Annotated in this window: 11 protein-coding genes and 1 pseudogene; 8 read left to right on the top strand and 4 right to left on the bottom strand. The window is 68.2% G+C overall.

The genetic code is table 11. From position 1 onward, the window contains the following. Positions 1-530: 530 nt before the first annotated feature. Positions 531-8,501 (top strand): DNRLRE domain-containing protein, encoded by a 7,971-nt coding sequence (locus QFZ82_RS32820; RefSeq protein ID WP_373429456.1) that lies wholly within the window; start codon positions 531-533, stop codon positions 8,499-8,501. Next, on the top strand, positions 8,498-9,004 hold the full coding sequence (locus QFZ82_RS32815) for a S1 RNA-binding domain-containing protein (RefSeq protein ID WP_307716574.1): 507 nt from the start codon (positions 8,498-8,500) through the stop codon (positions 9,002-9,004). The genes QFZ82_RS32820 and QFZ82_RS32815 overlap by 4 nt, the downstream gene beginning before the upstream one ends. A gap of 187 nt (positions 9,005-9,191) precedes the next feature. On the opposite strand, the pseudogene QFZ82_RS32810 reads toward QFZ82_RS32815, so the two are convergent. From QFZ82_RS32810 to QFZ82_RS32795, 4 genes and pseudogenes are all read right to left on the bottom strand, one after another. Next, positions 9,192-9,464: pseudogene (locus tag QFZ82_RS32810) on the bottom strand (transposase); the annotation flags it as partial. A 266-nt stretch (positions 9,465-9,730) separates the two neighbouring features. Continuing rightward, positions 9,731-10,213, bottom strand: a complete 483-nt coding sequence (locus QFZ82_RS32805) for a hypothetical protein (protein WP_307716573.1) — start codon at positions 10,211-10,213, stop codon at positions 9,731-9,733. Beyond that, positions 10,210-10,767 carry a DUF4913 domain-containing protein gene (locus QFZ82_RS32800; RefSeq protein ID WP_307717915.1) on the bottom strand — a complete coding sequence of 186 codons (558 nt, stop codon included), beginning with the start codon at positions 10,765-10,767 and terminating at the stop codon, positions 10,210-10,212. Before QFZ82_RS32800 ends, QFZ82_RS32805 begins: the two co-directional genes overlap by 4 nt. A gap of 256 nt (positions 10,768-11,023) precedes the next feature. Continuing rightward, positions 11,024-11,779 carry a site-specific DNA-methyltransferase gene (locus QFZ82_RS32795; RefSeq protein WP_307716572.1) on the bottom strand — a complete coding sequence of 252 codons (756 nt, stop codon included), beginning with the start codon at positions 11,777-11,779 and terminating at the stop codon, positions 11,024-11,026. A 507-nt stretch (positions 11,780-12,286) separates the two neighbouring features. Here QFZ82_RS32795 and QFZ82_RS32790 point away from each other — a divergent pair. The 6 genes from QFZ82_RS32790 to QFZ82_RS32765 all read left to right on the top strand — a co-directional run bounded on the left by QFZ82_RS32790 (position 12,287) and on the right by QFZ82_RS32765 (position 18,119). Beyond that, complete coding sequence (locus tag QFZ82_RS32790; RefSeq protein WP_307716571.1) at positions 12,287-13,414, top strand: C40 family peptidase; 1,128 nt, start codon at positions 12,287-12,289, stop codon at positions 13,412-13,414. Positions 13,415-13,549: 135 nt separating this feature from the next. Further along, positions 13,550-13,864 carry a DUF6112 family protein gene (locus QFZ82_RS32785; protein WP_307716570.1) on the top strand — a complete coding sequence of 105 codons (315 nt, stop codon included), beginning with the start codon at positions 13,550-13,552 and terminating at the stop codon, positions 13,862-13,864. Continuing rightward, on the top strand, positions 13,864-14,556 hold the full coding sequence (locus QFZ82_RS32780) for a hypothetical protein (RefSeq protein WP_307716569.1): 693 nt from the start codon (positions 13,864-13,866) through the stop codon (positions 14,554-14,556). The genes QFZ82_RS32785 and QFZ82_RS32780 overlap by 1 nt, the downstream gene beginning before the upstream one ends. Before the next feature lie 36 nt (positions 14,557-14,592). Beyond that, the gene (locus QFZ82_RS32775) at positions 14,593-16,053 is read left to right on the top strand and encodes an ATP-binding protein (RefSeq protein ID WP_307716568.1); all 1,461 of its coding nucleotides are present in this window, start codon (positions 14,593-14,595) and stop codon (positions 16,051-16,053) included. Further along, entirely contained in the window at positions 16,050-17,522 is a 1,473-nt protein-coding gene (locus QFZ82_RS32770) for an SCO6880 family protein (RefSeq protein ID WP_307716567.1), read from the top strand. The genes QFZ82_RS32775 and QFZ82_RS32770 overlap by 4 nt, the downstream gene beginning before the upstream one ends. Before the next feature lie 132 nt (positions 17,523-17,654). Then, the gene (locus QFZ82_RS32765; protein WP_307716566.1) at positions 17,655-18,119 is read left to right on the top strand and encodes a DUF6238 family protein; all 465 of its coding nucleotides are present in this window, start codon (positions 17,655-17,657) and stop codon (positions 18,117-18,119) included. Positions 18,120-18,129: the final 10 nt, after the last annotated feature.

Below are 18,129 nucleotides of genomic sequence, written 5' to 3'. Positions count from 1 at the left end.
CCGTGGGTTGCCCTGAATGTCCGTGCACTTGACGTGGCGTCACTTCGCTGATCAATAATCCCCTTGCCGCGCTCGCGAGGTGGTCCGATCCCTGCTCGCGCGCAGATGAGCGGCACTGTTCAGGCGCGTCGGAATTCCCCGGCGGGCTTATTCGGCGTGCCGTTTTCCGTCTGCGGAGCCTTTCCGTGCGGTGAGTGCGGTGCGCCGTACGGAAAGGTATCGAGGTGAAAATCCCCTACGGGAGATATATCTCCTGTTTGGTGGTGTCGGCGGTGGCGGGAACGCTGCTGCCGCAGGTCGCCTATGCGGCCCCACCGTCTGAGCCGGGCAAGGACGGCGACCCGGGTGTCGTCGACACGATAGCGGGCTGGTTCTCGGACGAGGACGAGGAGAGGGCCGCGAAGCCGCCGGTGGGCGGCAAGCTGGAGATTCCCAGCCGCGAGAAGCTGCCCAAGGGTGAGAAGCTGCCGCCCGCGAAGCGGGTGAAGGAGCTGGTCGAGCGGCGGACGCCGCAGGCGCGGTTCTGGCAGATGTCGGACGGGCGGGTGGAGGCGGAGCTGTCGGCGAAGCCCGTGTCGTACCGGTCGGGCGGGTCGTGGAAGCCGATCGACACGACGGTGCGGGCGTCGGACGCGAAGGGCTTCGACTTCGCGAACACGTCGAACACAGCGCGCAGTTGGTTCGGAGCGGCCGACGGTGACGGCAAGCTGCTGAAGTTCCAGGCAGGCGATGAAGGACCGGCCGTCACCCTCGGGCTGGACGGCGCCGCCAAGGGCTCGGTGCCGGCGGCGAAGGGCGACACGGTCCTCTACAAGGACATCGCCGCCGGTGGAGCCGACCTGGAGTACCAGGTCGGGCCGGGCCGGGTGAAGGAGAACATCGTGCTCGCCGAGGCCCCTTCGGGCCCGGTGTCGTACACGTTCACGCTCGACGCGGGCGGTCTGACGCCGAAGGCGCGCAAGGACGGCTCGATCGCGTTGTTCGGTGAGCTGCCGAACACGCCGGTCATGGTGATCCCGGCCGCGTTCATGACGGACGCGAAGAAGGACGCGTCGTCGCCGTACGGGCTGGCTTACAGCACGAAGGTGCGCCAGCAGCTGATCCGTGACGGCAAGCAGTGGAAGATCAAGGTCACGCCGGATGCGGCGTGGCTGGCGTCGGTCCAGCGCCAGTACCCGGTACGGATCGACCCGACGATCACCATCACGCCGAACGCGTCGGTGTCCCAGGACACCATGGTCCTCTCCGACCAGCCGTCGGTGAACTTCAACACCAGCTGGAAGCTGTCGGCGGGCAAGACCGACACCGGTCTGTCGCGTTCGCTGATCAAGTTCCCGCTGAACGAGATCCCGACGGGCACCAAGATCGACTCGGCGCGCCTGGAGATGTACTTCGACCAGGCGCACACCACCAACGGCAACGACGTCACCATCGGTGCCTACCGGGCCACCGGTGCCTGGGACGAGTCGACGGCGACCTGGTCCAACACCAGTGCGCTGGTCGGCGAGTTGTCCGGCACGACCGTGCAGCAGGACGACGGCGACCCCGGTACCGCGGCGGTCGGCGAGTGGCCGAAGGGCAGCACGAGCGCCGCGATCAACGGCGACTACGCGTACAACAAGAACACCGCCACCGGCGAGACGTACACCTGGCAGCCGAAGGTCCCGGAGACCGCGAGCTACCGGGTCGACGTCCACTACCCGGCCGCGTCCGACGCGGCGACGGCCGCCCCGTACACCGTCACCTACAACGGCGGCACGAAGAGCTACACGGTCAACCAGACTGGTACGGGCGGGGTCTGGAAGACGCTGGACGCCACGCAGTACGACTTCGCCAAGGGCAACACCGGCAAGATCGTGCTCGGCGACACCGGCAGCGCCACCACCCGTACCCTCGCCGACTCGGTCCGGCTGGTGAACCCGGCGTCGATCGTGAAGAACACGGGCGAGTACAACCAGTGGCACAAGTTCCCGGTCACCGACACCGTCCAGAAGTGGGTCTCGGGCACCGCCACCAACCACGGCTTCGTGCTCAAGGCGACCGACGAGTCGTCGACCGCCCTGACCGGCGGCCCCCGCTACGAGGCCGGTGACGGCGACTACGGCGGCGAGACGTCCTCCCTGCCGCGGCTGACGGTCACCTACGGCAACGTGGGCACGGCGCTGAACTCGCCGACCGTCGTGCACTCGACGGGTCCGGAGCTGTCCTGGCCGAAGTACACGAACACCACGGGTGACGCGGGCCTGGACATCGTGGAGTACCAGCTGCACCGCTCCACGCAGCAGGCGTTCACGCCCTCCGCGGCGACGCTGATCGCGCCGATCGACAAGGCCGCCACCACCCACACGGACACCACCGCCGTCCCGACCCCGGACTCCAGCAGCGCTGAGATCGGGAAGTCGTACTACTACCAGATCGCGGTCAAGACGGCGGGCGGGCAGCTGCTCGGTTCACCGACGCGTGTGGTGGGCATCCCCAAGGCCGGCCGGACGATGAAGATCATCCAGGGCAGCCAGGGCGGTGTCACCGACACCACGCTCTCCTCCGCCCAGCCGACCACCAACCAGGACACCATCCAGTCCTGGGGCGTCGGCCAGAAGTGGCTGAGCGTCGGCAACAACTCCAGCACCTACGGCAAGACGCGTGCGGTGCTGAAGTTCCCCACCACATCCATTCCGACCACCGCCACGGTGCTCGAGAACAAGATGTACATGTGGGGCGCGGAGACCACCACGGGCAGCAGCGGAGCGATCTACGAACTCCACTCCCTGACCCGCGACTTCACCGAGACCCAGGCCACCTGGAACAACGCCAACTCCACCACCGCGTGGACCACGGCCGGCGGCGACATGTCCGCCACCGTCTCGGACACCGTCGCGAACATGTCGGACGTCGGCCGCCACTGGTGGGACGCCACGAGCCTGATGCAGGGCTGGGTGAAGACGCCCACCAGCAACAAGGGCGTCGCGGTCCGGCTGAAGGACGAGTCGACGACCGGCCCGCAGGAGCGCACCCTGTTCCTGTCGGCGGAAGCCGCCGACCCGCAGCTGCGCCCGTACATGCAGGTCATCTACGTGGACTCCACGACGGAGGACACGTACTACGCGCCCACGACTCCGGCCCGGATGACTCCGAACACCACGTACACGGTGGAGTTCACGGTCACCAACACCACCGCCTCGGCGTGGGCCGCGGGTGAGCGGGAGCTGTCCTACACGTGGAAGCTGCCCGACGGCACGGACGTGACGACCGGCGGCAACCAGCTCAAGACGGCGATCCCGGCGCTGCTGCCGGGCAAGTCGGCCACGATCCAGGCGAAGGTCGCCACCCCGATCAACTCGGACTCGGGCAACAAGCGCAACGAGTACGTGCTCGGCTGGGACGTCCGCAAGATCTCGGACGGCAGCTGGCTGTCGGCCGGGACCGGCGGTATTCCGCCGCTGAAGCAGAACGTGGCGGTGGAGGACCCGACCTCCAACACGCTGGGCATGGAGAAGTTCTACTCGTACACGGGCAAGAACACCGGTGCCGGGTCGTCGGTCATGAACAACCTGGCCTCCGGCAACAGCGTGTGGCAGTACAACGCCATCAACAACCCGGGCCGCGGGCTCAACACCTTCGCGCGCCTGGCGTACAACACCCTCGACACCTCCGACACGGTGGCGGGTCACGGCTGGTCCATGCAGGCATCAGGGCCGATCCGGCTCGGGGCGCCGCTGGACTTCCACCCCAAGTCGAACCCGACGGAGATCCGTCTTCCGGACGGTGACGGTACGACGCACGTCTTCCGCTGGGACAGCACGAACAGCGTGTGGAAGGCTCCTGCGGGCGTCCACTACAAGGTCACGATGAAGTCGGGCCTGGACTGCAAGCCGACCAAGGACCCGGTGCCGGACGCCTGGACGCTCACGCGCCCGGACGGCACGCGGTTCCTGTTCGGCTGCGACGGCTACATGACGTCGACGGTCGACCGGAACGGCAACACGCAGACGTTCACGTACGAGGAGCGCAAGTCCAACAACAAGCCGACCAAGTTCCTCAAGTACATCACCGACCCGGCCGGCCGTCAGACGCTGACCGTCGACTACTGGACCAAGGGCCAGTCCGGCTACCAGTACGTCAATGACTCGGGCGTGCTGGCTACCGACACGGGCAGCCTGAACAACTCCAAGATCTACGACCACGTGAAGTCCATGACGGATATCTCGGGCCGGAAGATCGAGTTCTACTACACCACCAAGGGTCTGCTCGGCCAGATCACCGACGGTGTCGGCTCGAGCCAGCCCAAGGTGTTCAGGTTCACCTACGACGCCACGCAGGGGAACAAGAACGTCAAGCTGGTCAAGGTCACCGATCCCCGCGGCAACGCGACCAACATGGCGTACTACGCGCCGCAGGCCGGTGACGACCCGAAGTACCACTGGTGGACCAAGACGATCACCGACCGTCTGAACCACAACACCGGCTTCACGTACAAGGCGAACGCCGCGAACCCGAAGTTCATCGACACCAAGGTCACCGACGCCGAGTCGCGCGCCGCGGACTACGTTCTGGACGACTTCGGCCGGCAGGTGCAGATCACCAATGCCAAGTCGGAGATCTCCAAGCTCAACTGGGACGCGGACAACAACGTCACCTATCTGGAGGAGCCGAACGGCGCCAAGACCGCATACTGCTACGACCCCAAGACCGGCTATCCGCTGCGCGAGTGGGACGCCGAGACGACCAAGTCCTGGGCGTCCGAGCAACTGGTGGCCACGTACTACTGCGACCCGGCCAACGACGGCAGTCTGCCTGGTGCCACGAAGTACACGTACCAGACCCGCGTCGACGGCTTCTCCGCCGACCTGTTCACCAAGACCTCACCCGAGGGGCGCAAGTGGCAGTTCGGCTACGACACCTTCGGCAACCTGACCTCGGTCACGGACCCCAAGGGCGTCGCCACCACGACGGCAGGTGACTACACCTCCACGTACGCCTACGACGCCTACGGCCAGCCGACCAAGGACACCGACGCCAACGGCAACGAGACGCTCAACTCCGGCTTCGACCCCAACGGGTATCCGAAGGCGATCACCGACGCCGAGGGCAACGTCACCGAGTACGTCTACGACGAGCGCGGTCAGGTCACCCAGGTCGACCAGGTACTCACGTCCGAGAGCCGGAAGCTCACCACCACGCAGACGTACGACGTCTTCGGCCGTCCGCTGGTGAGGAAGACGCCCAAGGACCAGAAGGCCGGCGTCTTCATCACCACCCCGACTCCGGAATACGACGCGAACGACAACGTCACCAAGGCGACCTCGCCGACGGGCGCCGTCTCGCAGGCGGTGTACGACGCGGCGGACCAGGTCACCCAGGCGACCGACCCGGACAACAACAACACCGGGCGCAGTACGGCCTACACGTACGACAAGGTCGGCAACCTCAGGACCACGACCGAGCCCAAGGGCGTGGCCACCACGACGGACGCCACGGACTACGTCACGACCAACAACTACGACGCCGTCTACCAGCTCACCAGCGTCGTCAACGCTAAGGGCGACAAGGTCTCGTACGAGTACGACAACGTCGGCAACGTGGTCACGGTCATCGACCCCAAGAAGAACGCCACGACCGACGCCACCGACTACACCACCAAGACGGCCTACGACCTCAACCACCGTGTGACCCGAGTCACCGACGCGGCCGGCAAGTACACCACCCGCACCTACGACAAGGACTCCCTGGTCAAGGAGGTGACCGACAGGGAGCGCAACAAGAGCGAGATGATCTACGACGAGCGGGGCAAGGCCGTCGAGAAGCGGGTGCCGTACGACGGCACCACCGTCCGCACCACCAGGACCGAGTACGACGAGGTCGGCAACGTCGTCAAGGTGATCACGCCGCGCGGTGTGAACACGGCAGGCTCGGCAGACGACTTCGTCCATCGCACCGAATTCGACAGGCTCAACCGGCCGGTGAAGCAGTTCCAGCCGTATGACCCGGCCGACAGCCGCTACAACGACCCGAACGTCTACACGCAGACGGTGTACGACGAGATCGGGAGGGTGAAGAAGGTCTCCGCGCCGCCGTCCGACAGCGAGACGGTGCGCAACGACACCGACTACACCTACTTCGACAATGGGCAGGTCCGCACCTCGACCGACCCGTGGGACATCCGCACGGCGTACGAGTACGACGACGACGGCCGCCAGACGAAGCGCACGCTGACGTCGGCGGGCGGGACCGCCACCCGGGTTCAGAACACCGCCTACTGGCCGGACGGGTCGCTGAAGACCCGCACCGACGCGCCATCGGCTGGGGCCGAGCGCAAGTCCTTCGCGTACGCCTACGACGTCAACGGGAACACAACGTCGATCGACGACACCTCCTCCGGGGCAAGGGTCGACGCGTACACGATGGTCTACACCGGACAGAACCAGGTCCAGAAGGTCACCGAGGCGCTCACCGGACAGGAGAAGAAGGCCACCTCCTACACGTACGACGTCAGCGGCCTGGTCGAAACCGTCACCCATAACGACCAGTTCTCGCAGTACCTGTACGACCTGCGGGACCTGGTCAAGACGGTGAAGGTCGGCTCGTCCGCCTCGGACACCAGCCCGCACGTGACGGGCTACACCTACACGGACCGTGGTCAGACGCTGAAGGAGACCAAGGCCAACGGCAACACGGTCGACTACACCTACTTCCTCAACGGAGCCGAGAAGTCCCAGACCGAGAAGAAGCCGAACGGCACCCTCGTCTCTTCGCACACCTACGCCTACGACGCCAACGGCAACCGGGCACAGGACGTCGCGAAGAAGATGAACGCCGACAACCGCACGGCGTACCTCGAGTCCACCACCGACTACACCTACGATCCGGCTGACAGGATCAGGGAGGCCACCAAGACCGGCAACGGCGCCGGTACGGAGAGCTACGTCCACGACAACAACGCCAATGTGATCCGCTCGACCGTCAAGGGCGTCGAGACGGTCTACACATACGACAGGAACCGGCTGACCCGCGCCACCACGGGCGGTGTCGCGGCGGACTACCACTACGACGCCTTCGGCCGGCTCGACACCGTCACGTCTGTCGGCAAGACGGTCGAGGACAACGACTACGACGGCTTCGACCACGTGGTCAAGCACACCAAGCTGCAGGGCGACGGCACGTCGAAGACCACCACGTACGCCTTCGACCCGCTGGACCGCACGTCGACCAAGACCGCGGACGGCAAGACCACCGAGTACAACTACCTCGGCACGAGCAGTGAGGTGCTGAGCGAGTCCGTGGCCGGTGCGGTCACCAAGTCCTACCAGTACTCACCGTGGGGCGAGCGGCTGTCGCAGCTGAAGCACAACAGCGACGACACCGAGGAGCTGGGTGTCTACGGCTACAACGGCCACGCCGACACCGAGACCCTCACCGACGCCGGCGGTGACACCAAGGCGACCTACGGCTACACGGTCTACGGCTCGGACGACAAGTCCGAGTTCACCGGCATCGACAAGCCCGACACCGCCCAGCCCGACAAGGAGGCGTACAACCCCTACCGCTTCAACTCGAAGCGCTGGGACGCCGCGACCGGCACGTACGACATGGGCTTCCGCGACTACAGCCCGGGGCTGAACCGCTTCACGACCCGGGACATGTACAACGGGGCCCTGGAGGACATGCGGCTCGGTTCCGATCCCTTCACCGGAAACCGGTACGCCTTCGGCGGCGGCAATCCGGTCAGCAACGTCGAGCTCGACGGGCACTGCTTCGGGATCGACTGGTGCGAGGATGCCGCGGACGCCGTCTCGGACACCGCCAGCGGTATCTACATGGGCACCGGGGAAGTGTTCTACGGCCTCATCGGCAACGTCCCGCACGCGGCGGAGTACGGCGGCTGGCTCGTCGACGGCGACTGCTGGAACGGCGGGGCCGGCGCTCCCGGCTGCGACTACGGCACGCAGTACGACAACTGGGTGGCGAGCCACGGCTACAACACCGACAAGTGGACCTACACGCTCCCCAGCATGGTCGCCGACCTGGTGACCCGGAAGCCGAGCCCGTCCAAGCCGGGTCCGGGCTCGATGCCAATGAAGAAGAAGCCGGCGCCGACGCCGCAGCCCGCGCCCGAGAAGCCCAAGCGGCAGAAGGCCGAGGGCGAGGGCCCGTCGCTGTTCCGGGCGCCCCACGCCGGGCAGAAGGACGCGACCGAGAACGGCCTCGTCTCCTCGGCCCACGGCCAGCACGGTCGGCACGAGGGAACGGCCTATGTGGGCGGCAGCCGAGGAGTGGCGGAGCAGTATGCTGGTCAGCCCGGCTACGAGAACGGTTACTGGGAGTACGTGATGAAGCCGGAGTTCGAGGCGGAGTTCCCGCCCGAGCAGTACCGGCAGCGGCACGAGAATTCCCGAGGAGCCGTGGAATACGAATGGGTGATACCCCAGAAGGACATTCCCCGGTTCAACTCGATGATCGAGAATTCCTACTGGACGTCGTACGAGAAGGGATTCTCCGGATGACAGCAGAAGGCGGGCAGCGGAGCGGGCTCAGCGCTCTCACACCGGGAACGGTCCTGCGGGGTGTGGTGGAATCCGTCTTTCCCACCGGCGCGATCATCGACCTCGGTGGCGTTCACGGGCTGCTGAGCACGGCGAACATGTCGTGGCGGCCGTTCTCGAGCAGTGATGAGATCGTCCGCGTCGGCCAGGAACTGTCGGTGATGGTTCTCGGCGTCGGCGAGCTGTCCGGCGATGTGACGCTGTCGCTGAAGGATCTGCAGGACGATCCGCTGCGGGCCTATGCGCGGGACTCCTTCATGGAGCCTGTCGTGGGGCAGGTCGTCAAACTCGGGGATATGGGAGCATTTGTCCGGGTCCGCGAGGACTTCGATGGACTGCTTCCGGCGGCCGAGTTCGGCGAGGTGCGGCCCGAAGTCGGCGAGGAGGTGGCGGTCGCCGCCGTGGAGGTCAATGTCCACACTCGCCGCGTGTTGTTCGTCAGGGCGGAATCGCTGAAGGAGTGATCTCCCTGGCTTGATCCCAGCGGCGGCCCGCGCTCCGGAACCGGAGCGCGGGCCGTTCGTCGTCGGCGGCGTCCAGTGATGCCGGCCGGGAGCATCACGGCCACGGCCGAGTCCTGCCTGATCCATCCGGACGACAACGCGAACCGCTCGGGAGAAGTCGAGGACGTTCGCGCCGACGGATTTCGGCGAGGAGGACCTCGTGCAGCCGGGGCCACACCCCGGCCTCGGTCCACTCGGCCAGCCGCCGCCATCAGGTCATGCCGGACCCGAAGCCGAGTTCCTGTGGCAGGTGTTCCCAGAAGATCCCGGTGTGCAGCACGAACAGGATGCCCTGGAACACCAGCCGGTCCGGATGCCGTTTGCGTCCCGGATGCCGGGTCCGACGCTCGACCTTGGGCAACAACGGTTCGATCACCGCCCACAACTCGTCGTCGACTTCCCACGGCTTCGGCCGAGCCACTCCGCACCCCAGGATCAACGGTCCCAGAGTGATCCAACCACTTACGCGTGCGGCCGGCGAGATCACCCGAACTCCGGTCTCGGCCTTGGCCAGCTCGCGGTGCCGGTCCACCAGACGGGCGTGCCGCTCGTCGAGGACTCCGCGGTCGCGGTGAACCCACAGGGTGGCGACGTCGTTGCCGGTCGCGGCCTGGATGCGGTGGTCCAGACCGTACGCCGGGATGCACCCGGCACGGGATCGGAGGGCATGGGCGAGTGCTCCTCACGTCATCGGAGGTGGTGCTGTGAAGGGCCGAGGGCTGGGCGGGGCAGGCCCAGCATCGTGGAGGGCAGCGGCGCCGGCTTCGGCAGGGGCCCCTGGGTCGCGAGCTGCGGCGACCGGGAGCGGGCGGCGTGGGTCCGGGCGCTCAACGGCCGGCGGGCCATCCCGAGGCGCTGTCCGACGGTGTCGTAGACGTCGTTTCGGGTCCGAGGGCGTATCGCAACGACGTGAATCTCCCGGCGATGGTCGGACGCTTCGGGTGCCGGGCGCACGCCGTAGACGACACGCCACTCCTTGCGGCGGTCCACGAACAACTTGCGGTAACCCTCCAGGTCGCCGGTGAGTCTGATCCCGAACCGCTCGGCGTTCACCACTTCCTGCAAATAGGCGAGGGTGAGGTCGCGGATGTCGCCGGGTGCCTGGAGCAGGTCGGTCAGGGCGCGGGGATCGAAGCTGAGGCCGAAGGCCGGCTGCTGCCCCGTGCTCATGGCGTCGGCTCGCCAGGCTCGTCAGACCCGGGCGCCTCGGGTTCCGCCGCGTTCGCCTTCTCCGTACGCGCCGAGGGCGGCGGACCGGGAAGTATGCGGTGCGCGGGACGGTCCGGGGACGTCATGCACGCCGAGAGCGGACCGCCGGGTGCGCGGATCGCCGCGATGGCGTGGGTGAGGAAGTCCCGGTGCCACACGAACAGACCGGCGAGCCCGGCTTCAGGGTCCTTGTGCTGCTGATAGGCGAGCCACAGGGCGTGCAGCCACGCGACGACGTCGTCGTGCTCCTGCCACTGCAGGCACCAGGGCGCCGCCGTGGTGACCTCGGCCCCGTAGACGGGGAGGAGGAAGTCGTCGACCCAGTCGCTGAGCGCGTCGAGTTCGTCCTCGTACTCCTCGCCCTCCAGCTCCAGAATCGGGCGCGGCTCGAGGGGAGCCGTAGGCGTCGGCATGGCGAGCCCCGGCATGCCGAAGGCGGCGAACGGCGAGGATCCGACGGTCGGCGCGGAGGAGAGCTGGTCGAGCTGCTGGGCCTGCTGCGCCGACTGCTCCATCAGCCGCCGGACACTGGCCTCGATACGTTCGAGGTGGGGGTCCGGAACACGCAGGGCCTCCAACTCTCCCTCTTGGGGTTCTACGGATTCAGGTTCAGGCATGGAAAGACTGGCCTCCTACGAGCCGTTGGGTAATGGCGATACGGAAGCACCGAGGAACAAGCCGGTCTTCAGGAATTCCCAAGGCACGGCTGCATGAGGGCACCCGGTCGGATTGGCTACCCCGATCACCGTTATCTGACGTGCTGTTGAGGTGTCAGGACGTCAGAACCATGTCGTCCTGGGCGAGGGTTTCGCGGACGGTCTGGGTGAGCCGGTCGGCTGCGATGGAGGCGTAGTGCTCGGTCTTCTCCACGCCGATGAAGTCCCGGTCTTCCAGCAGCGCGGCGACGCCCGTGGAACCAGAGCCGGCGCAGAAGTCAAGCACCGTGCCACCAGGCGGGGCGATCTTGACCAGCTCACGCATCACCTCGACCGGCTTCTGCGTGATGTGCTGCCGGGCCTTGCCGGACGGCTGCGACGCGCTGTAGAGCCCGGGCAGATAGACCGGGTTACGGGATGCGTCGATCGGACCGTTGCTGGCCCACACGATGAACTCGCAGTTCTGCGTGAAGCGGCCCTTCTGGGGCCGGGCCTGCGGCTTGTGCCAGGCCAGCACACCGCGCCACAGCCAGCCCGCCGCCTGGATCGCGTCCGTCGTGATGGGAAGCTGGCGCCAGTCGGTGAACAGCAGCGCGGTGCCACCGGTGCGGGTGAGTCGGTGGGCTTCGGTCATGATCTGCGTCAGCCAGAAGCCGTAGCTGCGCTGGTCCATGTTCTCGCCGGTGAAGTCCGGCAGGGCGTGCTGGGCGTCGGCGGAGGTGTACTTCTGCTTCGCCGAGCGCGTGGTGCGCTCCTTCGCGGTCCGGCCACCGCTGTTGTACGGCGGGTCGGTGATGACGGAGTCGACGCAGTCGTCCGGCAGGCCGGCGAGGACGCTGAGAGCGTCGCCCTGGTGCAGGGAAAAAGGCAAAGAGAGGCCCCAATTCGGTGTTGAAGCGTGGAGGGAGATTCCCGTCTCGCATACGAGTCCTCGCAGACCGGAATTGGGCATGGAGAAGCCCAGGGCCGCAGACCGAGGAGGGCGAGGGGAGTCCAAAAACTGTAGGGGTGAATGCGTCGACGACCAAGAAGTCCGGTGCTGAGGTGCCGGATTCCGGCACCTCGTGCCGACTTTTTGGTCAGCCGCCGATCCGGGCCTACTGTTTTTGAACCGCCCGGCGCACACCGCCACTGGCTCTCCCCACCACCCCTCACGGAGGTACCCCCTGCCCCGGCACACCTAGCTCACGGCACGGCCACGCGGAACGAGCGGCAACTCACCCGCGCTGGCCACCCCGATCGCCCACCCCGGCTGCCGCGCCCTTCCACTCGCCCCGCGCACGCGGCACGCCGGACACCGCACCCCGAAGGACACGTTCATGACGCCTTACAGCCCACCCATGCCCGAAACCGCTGACGTACGAGCGGTCCGCGCCAGTTGAAGGCGGTCGCCGCCGGCATCGGCGTCGTCTTCCTCTCCCCACTGCTGCTCGCCGGGACGGCCATGATGATGGCCTCCTCCGCCGAAGCCGTGCAGACCTCCGGCTCTTTCAGCGGGTGCCTGACCGATATCGACTCCGACGAGGTCGCCAAGCACGTCACCGAGATCCTCGACGGAGCGTCCGGCAAGGACGTCCACATCGAAGGCTTGGATCTGCCCGCCGTGCAAGTCCCCAACGCGCGGACCATCGTGGCCACCGGCATCAGCCTCGACGTGCCCAAGAAGGGCCAGATCATCGCGCTCGCCACGGCGATGCAGGAGTCGCGGCTGCGCAACCTCAACTACGGTGACCGGGATTCGCTCGGCTTGTTCCAGCAACGCCCTTCTCAGGGATGGGGCACTGCCCAGCAGATGCGTGATCCCGTCTACGCGAGCGAGCGCTTCTACAAGGAGCTGCTGAAGGTCAAGGGGTGGCAGCAGATGACCGTCACCCAGGCGGCACAGGCCGTGCAGAAGTCCGGCTACCCGGACGCGTACGCGCAGTGGGAGGAGCTGTCCACCGCGCTGCAGGAAGCCATCGCCAAGACCTTCCCGAGCACCGGCAAGGACAAGGACGACAAGGAGCCGGACAAGGAGTCCCCCACCGGCACCACTGGCTGTGCTCCGTCCAAGGACGGATCCGGCTTCGGTCGCAACCCCGAGGGGAGTGTCCCGAAGGGGTACAAGATCCCCAAGGATGCCGACCCCAGGGCCCGTAAGGCCCTGGACTGGGCGATGCACCAGCTCGGTACGCAGTACCAGTGGGGCGGCAGCTGCACCGACGCGCACGGCCCCGACCCGATGGGCCGCTGCGACTGCAGCTCGCTGATGCAGCAGGCGTACGCCCACGCCGGCATCACGCTCACCCGCACCACGTACACGCAGGTCAACGAAGGCAAGGCTGTCTCCCCCAGCCAGCTCCAGCCCGGTGACCTGATCTTCAGCCGCGGCACCGCGAGCCGCCCCGAGCATGTCGGCATGTACATGGGCGAGGGCCTCGTGATCGAGGCGCCACGCACGTCCAAGCCGGTCCGGATCACGCCGATCAAGGACTGGGACATTCTCGCCGCCCGTCGCGTCCTCTGACGCCGCCCCGCCCGGGCATCGCTCCGGGCGGGCCGCCGCTGCGGCCTTTCCCGCGCCGCGAGCGCGCCCCCTCCTCTTCCCCCTTTCCCGCCGGCCCTCGCCTGGCCTGCGTATGCAAGGAGCCTCGCCACACCCATGCCCCTCCCTCTCGCAGACCGCATCATCCAGCTCGCCTTCGACCCGGGCATCACCCCCGCGGGCGGCGGCCTGCCCGGCCTCGCCGTGCTGAAGAACGTCGTCAACTCGATCAACATGTTCGGGATCATCGCCGTCGTCGGCGCTCTCGCCGTTTCGCTCGGCGTGTGGGCCTGGGGCCACCACACCGGTGGCCACCAGGCCGAGGCCAACGGCAAGAAGGGCGCCGTCGTCGCCGCGGGCGCCGCTCTCGGCCTGGGCGCCGCAAATGGAATCGTCGCGTTCTTCTCGGCTCTCGGGTCGCAGGTCCACTGATGCACAAACGATTCCCCTCCCCCTCCCTGTCCTCCTACGGCACCGGGTGGCCGGCCAACAAGCGGATCGCGATCGTCGCTCTGGTCGTCACCGTCCTGCTCGCAACCGCCGCCACCGTCGCCTGGCTGAGCGGGAACGGGACCGGCCGCCAGGGTCCGGACCACGCCGCTCCGGCGCCGGCGAGCAGCCCGTCCTCCTCCGAGGCCGCCCCGAAGCCTGCCGCCGGATCGGGGGCGGTGCCCAAGCCTCCGCAGATCGCCGAGCCGGTCGCCTACGTCAAGGCGGTGGCCCAGATGCTGTGGTCCTACGACACCCGCGACACCAGCCGCGACCAGCAGCTCGCCGGCATGCGCGCATGGATGACCAAGGAGACCAAGTACGCCGACTGGGCGTCCGTCTCCGGCCAGGTCCCTGATCCGGTGCCCTGGTCGCGGATGGCCGACCAGGACCAGCACGCCACCGGCACGGTCACCGAGGGCCACTACCCCTCCGCGTTCAAGCAGGCCCTCGCCGAGGACCCCTCCGCGATCACCGAGGCGTACATCTACGTCGTCACCGTCAACGGCAAGCAGCAGATCGCCTGGAAGAAGGGCGGCGGCGGAGCCGAGGAACGCGCCGTGACCCTGGCCGTGCAGTGCCGGCCCCACCACGACTGTGCCCTGGCCGCCATCGCTCCGAGCGTCACGCAGTGACCCGCGCCTGACACAAGAAAGGAGGGGCAACTCTCCGTGGGTTTCTGTGATTTCCCCCTGGCAGACAAATTGTGCGCCGTCGGTGACGCGGTCGACTTCGCCTCGGATCCCGGCAAGGCCATCGGTGACTGGATGGCGAAGTCGGCAGGTGAACTGGCAGCCGCCGCTGCCGACCTGGCGGCCAAGGCCGTCAACACCACCACGAAGGTCGACCTGAACGCTGGCTGGTTCCGCGACAACTACGAGATGCTGCTGCCGCTGGGCCTGGTCCTGCTGGTCGCGACGTTCTGCGCGCAGCTCGTCCGGGCCGCCGTCAGACGCGACGGTCAAGCCCTCACACAAGCATTCACCGGCACCATGTCGGGCGTCCTGTTCGCCTTCTGCGCCATCGCCTTCACCACGGTCGCCGTCGAGGTGGTCGACGCGATCTCCGACGGCCTGTTCAAGGCCGCGAAACTGGACATCGAGTCGGCCGTGCGCCGCATCGTGAAGGTCAGCCAGATCGGTGCCCTGGCCGGACTGGGCTGGCTCGTCCCGGTCGTGGCCGGTCTCGGCGCCGCCATCGGCGCCTTCCTCTACTCGTGCGTAATGATGGTCCGCAAGGTCGGCATCCTCGTCATGGTCACGCTGGCGATCTTCGCCAGCGCCGGCGGCGGCTGGGAGGTCGCACGCCGCTGGCGCAAGGGCTGGATCGAAGCCACCGCCACCCTCGTCGTCTCCAAGCTGTTGATGACCGTGATCTTCGTGCTCGGCATCGCCGCCATGGGCAAGACCGAGGCCAAGGACGGCATCGGTGCCCTCGCCGACGTCATGTCCGGCATCGTGATCATGGTCCTGGTGCTGCTGTGCCCGTACGCCGTCTTCACATTCGTGCACTGGGCGGCCGACGGAACCGACGGCGAGTCCCTCCACCGCGCCGGCGGCGCCGGAGCCCAGATCGCCAAGGCACACGCCGAGAAGGCCGCCCGCAAGGCCGCGGCGGCAGCCGCCACCGCCGGAACCGGCGGCGCGGCAGCCGGAGCGGGAGCCGCTCCGCAAGGCCCCGACGCCGCAGGCGGAGGCGGCTTCCCTGGCGACATCGCCTCCCAGTCGACCGGTGGAGGCGGTGGCAAGGAAGATTCACCAGGCGGTGGCACGGGCGTCTCGCCCGGTGGTGATGCCATCAAGTCCGGTCTGGAGAAGGCCGTCCAACCTCCGCCGACAAGCGTCTCCGACGACACCAGCAGCCAGGTGGGAGGCAGCCCGGGCCCGGGTGGGTCCGGACCGAGCGCCGCGCCCGGGCAGGGCGGCGGATGGCAGTCCGCTCCCCCGACCACGACCCCGCCTCCCCAGGGCGCACCGCCGTCCTCCGACTCACAGAACGCCACGACCAGCGGAACGGCTGGGCCGCCCCCGCCCCCGACCGGCCCCTGCTCCTCTGCCCGCTTCCCAGGGGCGGGACGTACTGCGCGCTCCCGCCCCCGGGCCCCACCCGTGCCTCCAGGACCCGCCCCATGACTGACCTTTCCGTCGCCCCGGTCACGGTGAAATTCCCGCACCGGTCCCGTCGCGGCATCCTCCTCGGCCTCTCCCTTCCCCAACTTGTCCTCGTGTCATGCACTTTGGCGCTGCTGCTGATGACAGCGGTCTCCCCCGGGCTGCTCGGCGCCGTCGCCCTGACCCCGCTATGGGCCGCGTCGGGCGCTCTCGTCGCGATCCGCCGGCACGGCCGCTCCCTGATCGACTGGGCGCCGATCGTCGCCCGCTACGCGCAGCGCCGACGCACCGGCCAGACGCTCTGGCTCGCCCGGCCCGTCACCCGGCCCCGGCAGGAAGGCGTCCTTCACCTGCCCGGCACCGCCGCCTCCCTCAAGGTGGTCACGCCTGGCGACTCCGCCAACGGTGCCGCGGCTGTGCACGACCCGCACCGCCAGACGCTGACCGCCATCGCCCGCGTCACCTCCCGCGCCTTCGCCCTCCTCGACCCCGCCACCCAGAACCACAACGTCAACAGCTGGGGACGGGCCCTCGCGGGAATCGCCCGCACCGGGCACATCGCCACCGTGCAGGTACTGGAGCGCACCGTCCCCGACAGCGGCGACACCCTCACCCGCCACTGGACCCAGAACGGGCAGCCCCAGGCCCCGGTCGCCGGACAGATCTACTCGGAACTGGTCGCCTCGGTCGGCCCCGCCGCCGCCCCGCACGAGACCTACCTCGCCATCTCCCTCGACCTGAAGGCCGCCAAGCGCCTGATCAGCCAGGCCGGCGGCGGGCTGCCGGGCGCGTTCACCGTCATGGAGCAGACGACCGCGTCCATCGCCCAGGCCGCCCGGAACGCCGGACTCATGGTCACAGGCTGGCTGACCTCGCGGGAGATCGCCGCCGTCATCCGCACCGCCTACGACCCGAAGGCCCTCGCCGCGCTCCAGCAGTGGTCCGAGACCGGCCTCGCCGAGGCGGACCCCGCAGCCGCCGGGCCCGTCGTCCAGGTCGAGGAGTACGACCGCCTCGCCACCGACTCCGCCCGCCACGCCACGTACTGGGTGGAGAACTGGCCGCGCACCGAAATGGGAGCGGGCTTCCTGCACGGGATCATGTTCACAGCCGGAGTGCGGCGCAGCCTGTCCCTTATATACGCGCCCCAGGGGCTCGAGTCTGCGCTGCGGGACGTCCAGCGGAAGAAGGCGGCGATCATCGCCGACGCGAACGGGCGCGCCCGCCGTGGACAGGTCGACAGCGAGGAAGACTCCGTCGAGTACGCCGACGTCAAAATGCGAGAGCGCCAGCTCATCGCCGGGCACGCGGACGTGGCCCTGACCGGCCTGGTCACCGTCACGGCCGAAACCGACGCCCTCCTCGACGCCGCCTGCGCGCAGATCGAGACCAGCACCGTCACCTCGGGCGTCGACCAGCGACGGCTCAACTACCAGCAGCCCGACGCCTTCGCCCTCACCGCGCTGCCGCTCGCCCGCACCGCTCTGTGACCGGGCACCATTCCCCCGCCGGCCTGAGCCGTGCCCGATGGCGAGAACCCTGAGCCGTCCCTTTCCGATCACGCTGCGGCAGAGCCACCGCTGCCTGCCGCCCCTGCCTCCCGGCAGGAAGGACCACCACCTTTGACCTCTCGCACGCGTCCAGAGGACGCGCACCCCTACCTTCGTGCCGCGAGCGCCGGAGTCCGCCACCACACCCGTGCTCTGACACGGCAGGACGCCACCCCGCCCACGCCGGTGGACCGCCTGCACCTTGACGTGCTGCACGCCCACCTCACCGCCCTGCACCAGCTCCTGGACCGGCTCACCGAGACCACCCGGCCACCGCACCCTGCCGCCGGCCGCCACCTCGCCACCGCCCACACCCGCATGTGGCAGGCCACCGCCGAGATCCACTCGGCCTTCCACCTGCTGCCCAGCAACACGGCGGCAGAAGGCGCCGAGGCGAGCGCGTGCCATCCGGAACGGCTGCCCGAGGGGCCGCCCGTACTGACCATCTGCCAGCGCCACCTCGCCGCCGGACACATCATCCGACGCAAGACCACCCCCACCGACCTCCGCACGCACACCACGGCCTGCGTGCGATGAGCACCACCCG

Source organism: Streptomyces sp. V4I23 (genome assembly GCF_030817975.1).
In the GTDB taxonomy this organism is placed as follows: Bacteria; Actinomycetota; Actinomycetes; order Streptomycetales; family Streptomycetaceae; genus Streptomyces.
This window is presented reverse-complemented; position numbering and strand designations above follow the sequence as displayed.

What these genes read in the sequence shown, in the direction of transcription:
- QFZ82_RS32820 (WP_373429456.1), top strand. Translation starts at nt 531, where the DNA reads ATGTCGGACGGGCGGGTGGAGGCGGAGCTGTCGGCGAAGCCCGTGTCG.
- QFZ82_RS32815 (WP_307716574.1), top strand. Translation starts at nt 8,498, where the DNA reads ATGACAGCAGAAGGCGGGCAGCGGAGCGGGCTCAGCGCTCTCACACCG.
- QFZ82_RS32805 (WP_307716573.1), bottom strand. Translation starts at nt 10,213, where the DNA reads ATGAGCACGGGGCAGCAGCCGGCCTTCGGCCTCAGCTTCGATCCCCGC.
- QFZ82_RS32800 (WP_307717915.1), bottom strand. Translation starts at nt 10,767, where the DNA reads ATGGAGCAGTCGGCGCAGCAGGCCCAGCAGCTCGACCAGCTCTCCTCC.
- QFZ82_RS32785 (WP_307716570.1), top strand. Translation starts at nt 13,550, where the DNA reads ATGCCCCTCCCTCTCGCAGACCGCATCATCCAGCTCGCCTTCGACCCG.
- QFZ82_RS32780 (WP_307716569.1), top strand. Translation starts at nt 13,864, where the DNA reads ATGCACAAACGATTCCCCTCCCCCTCCCTGTCCTCCTACGGCACCGGG.
- QFZ82_RS32770 (WP_307716567.1), top strand. Translation starts at nt 16,050, where the DNA reads ATGACTGACCTTTCCGTCGCCCCGGTCACGGTGAAATTCCCGCACCGG.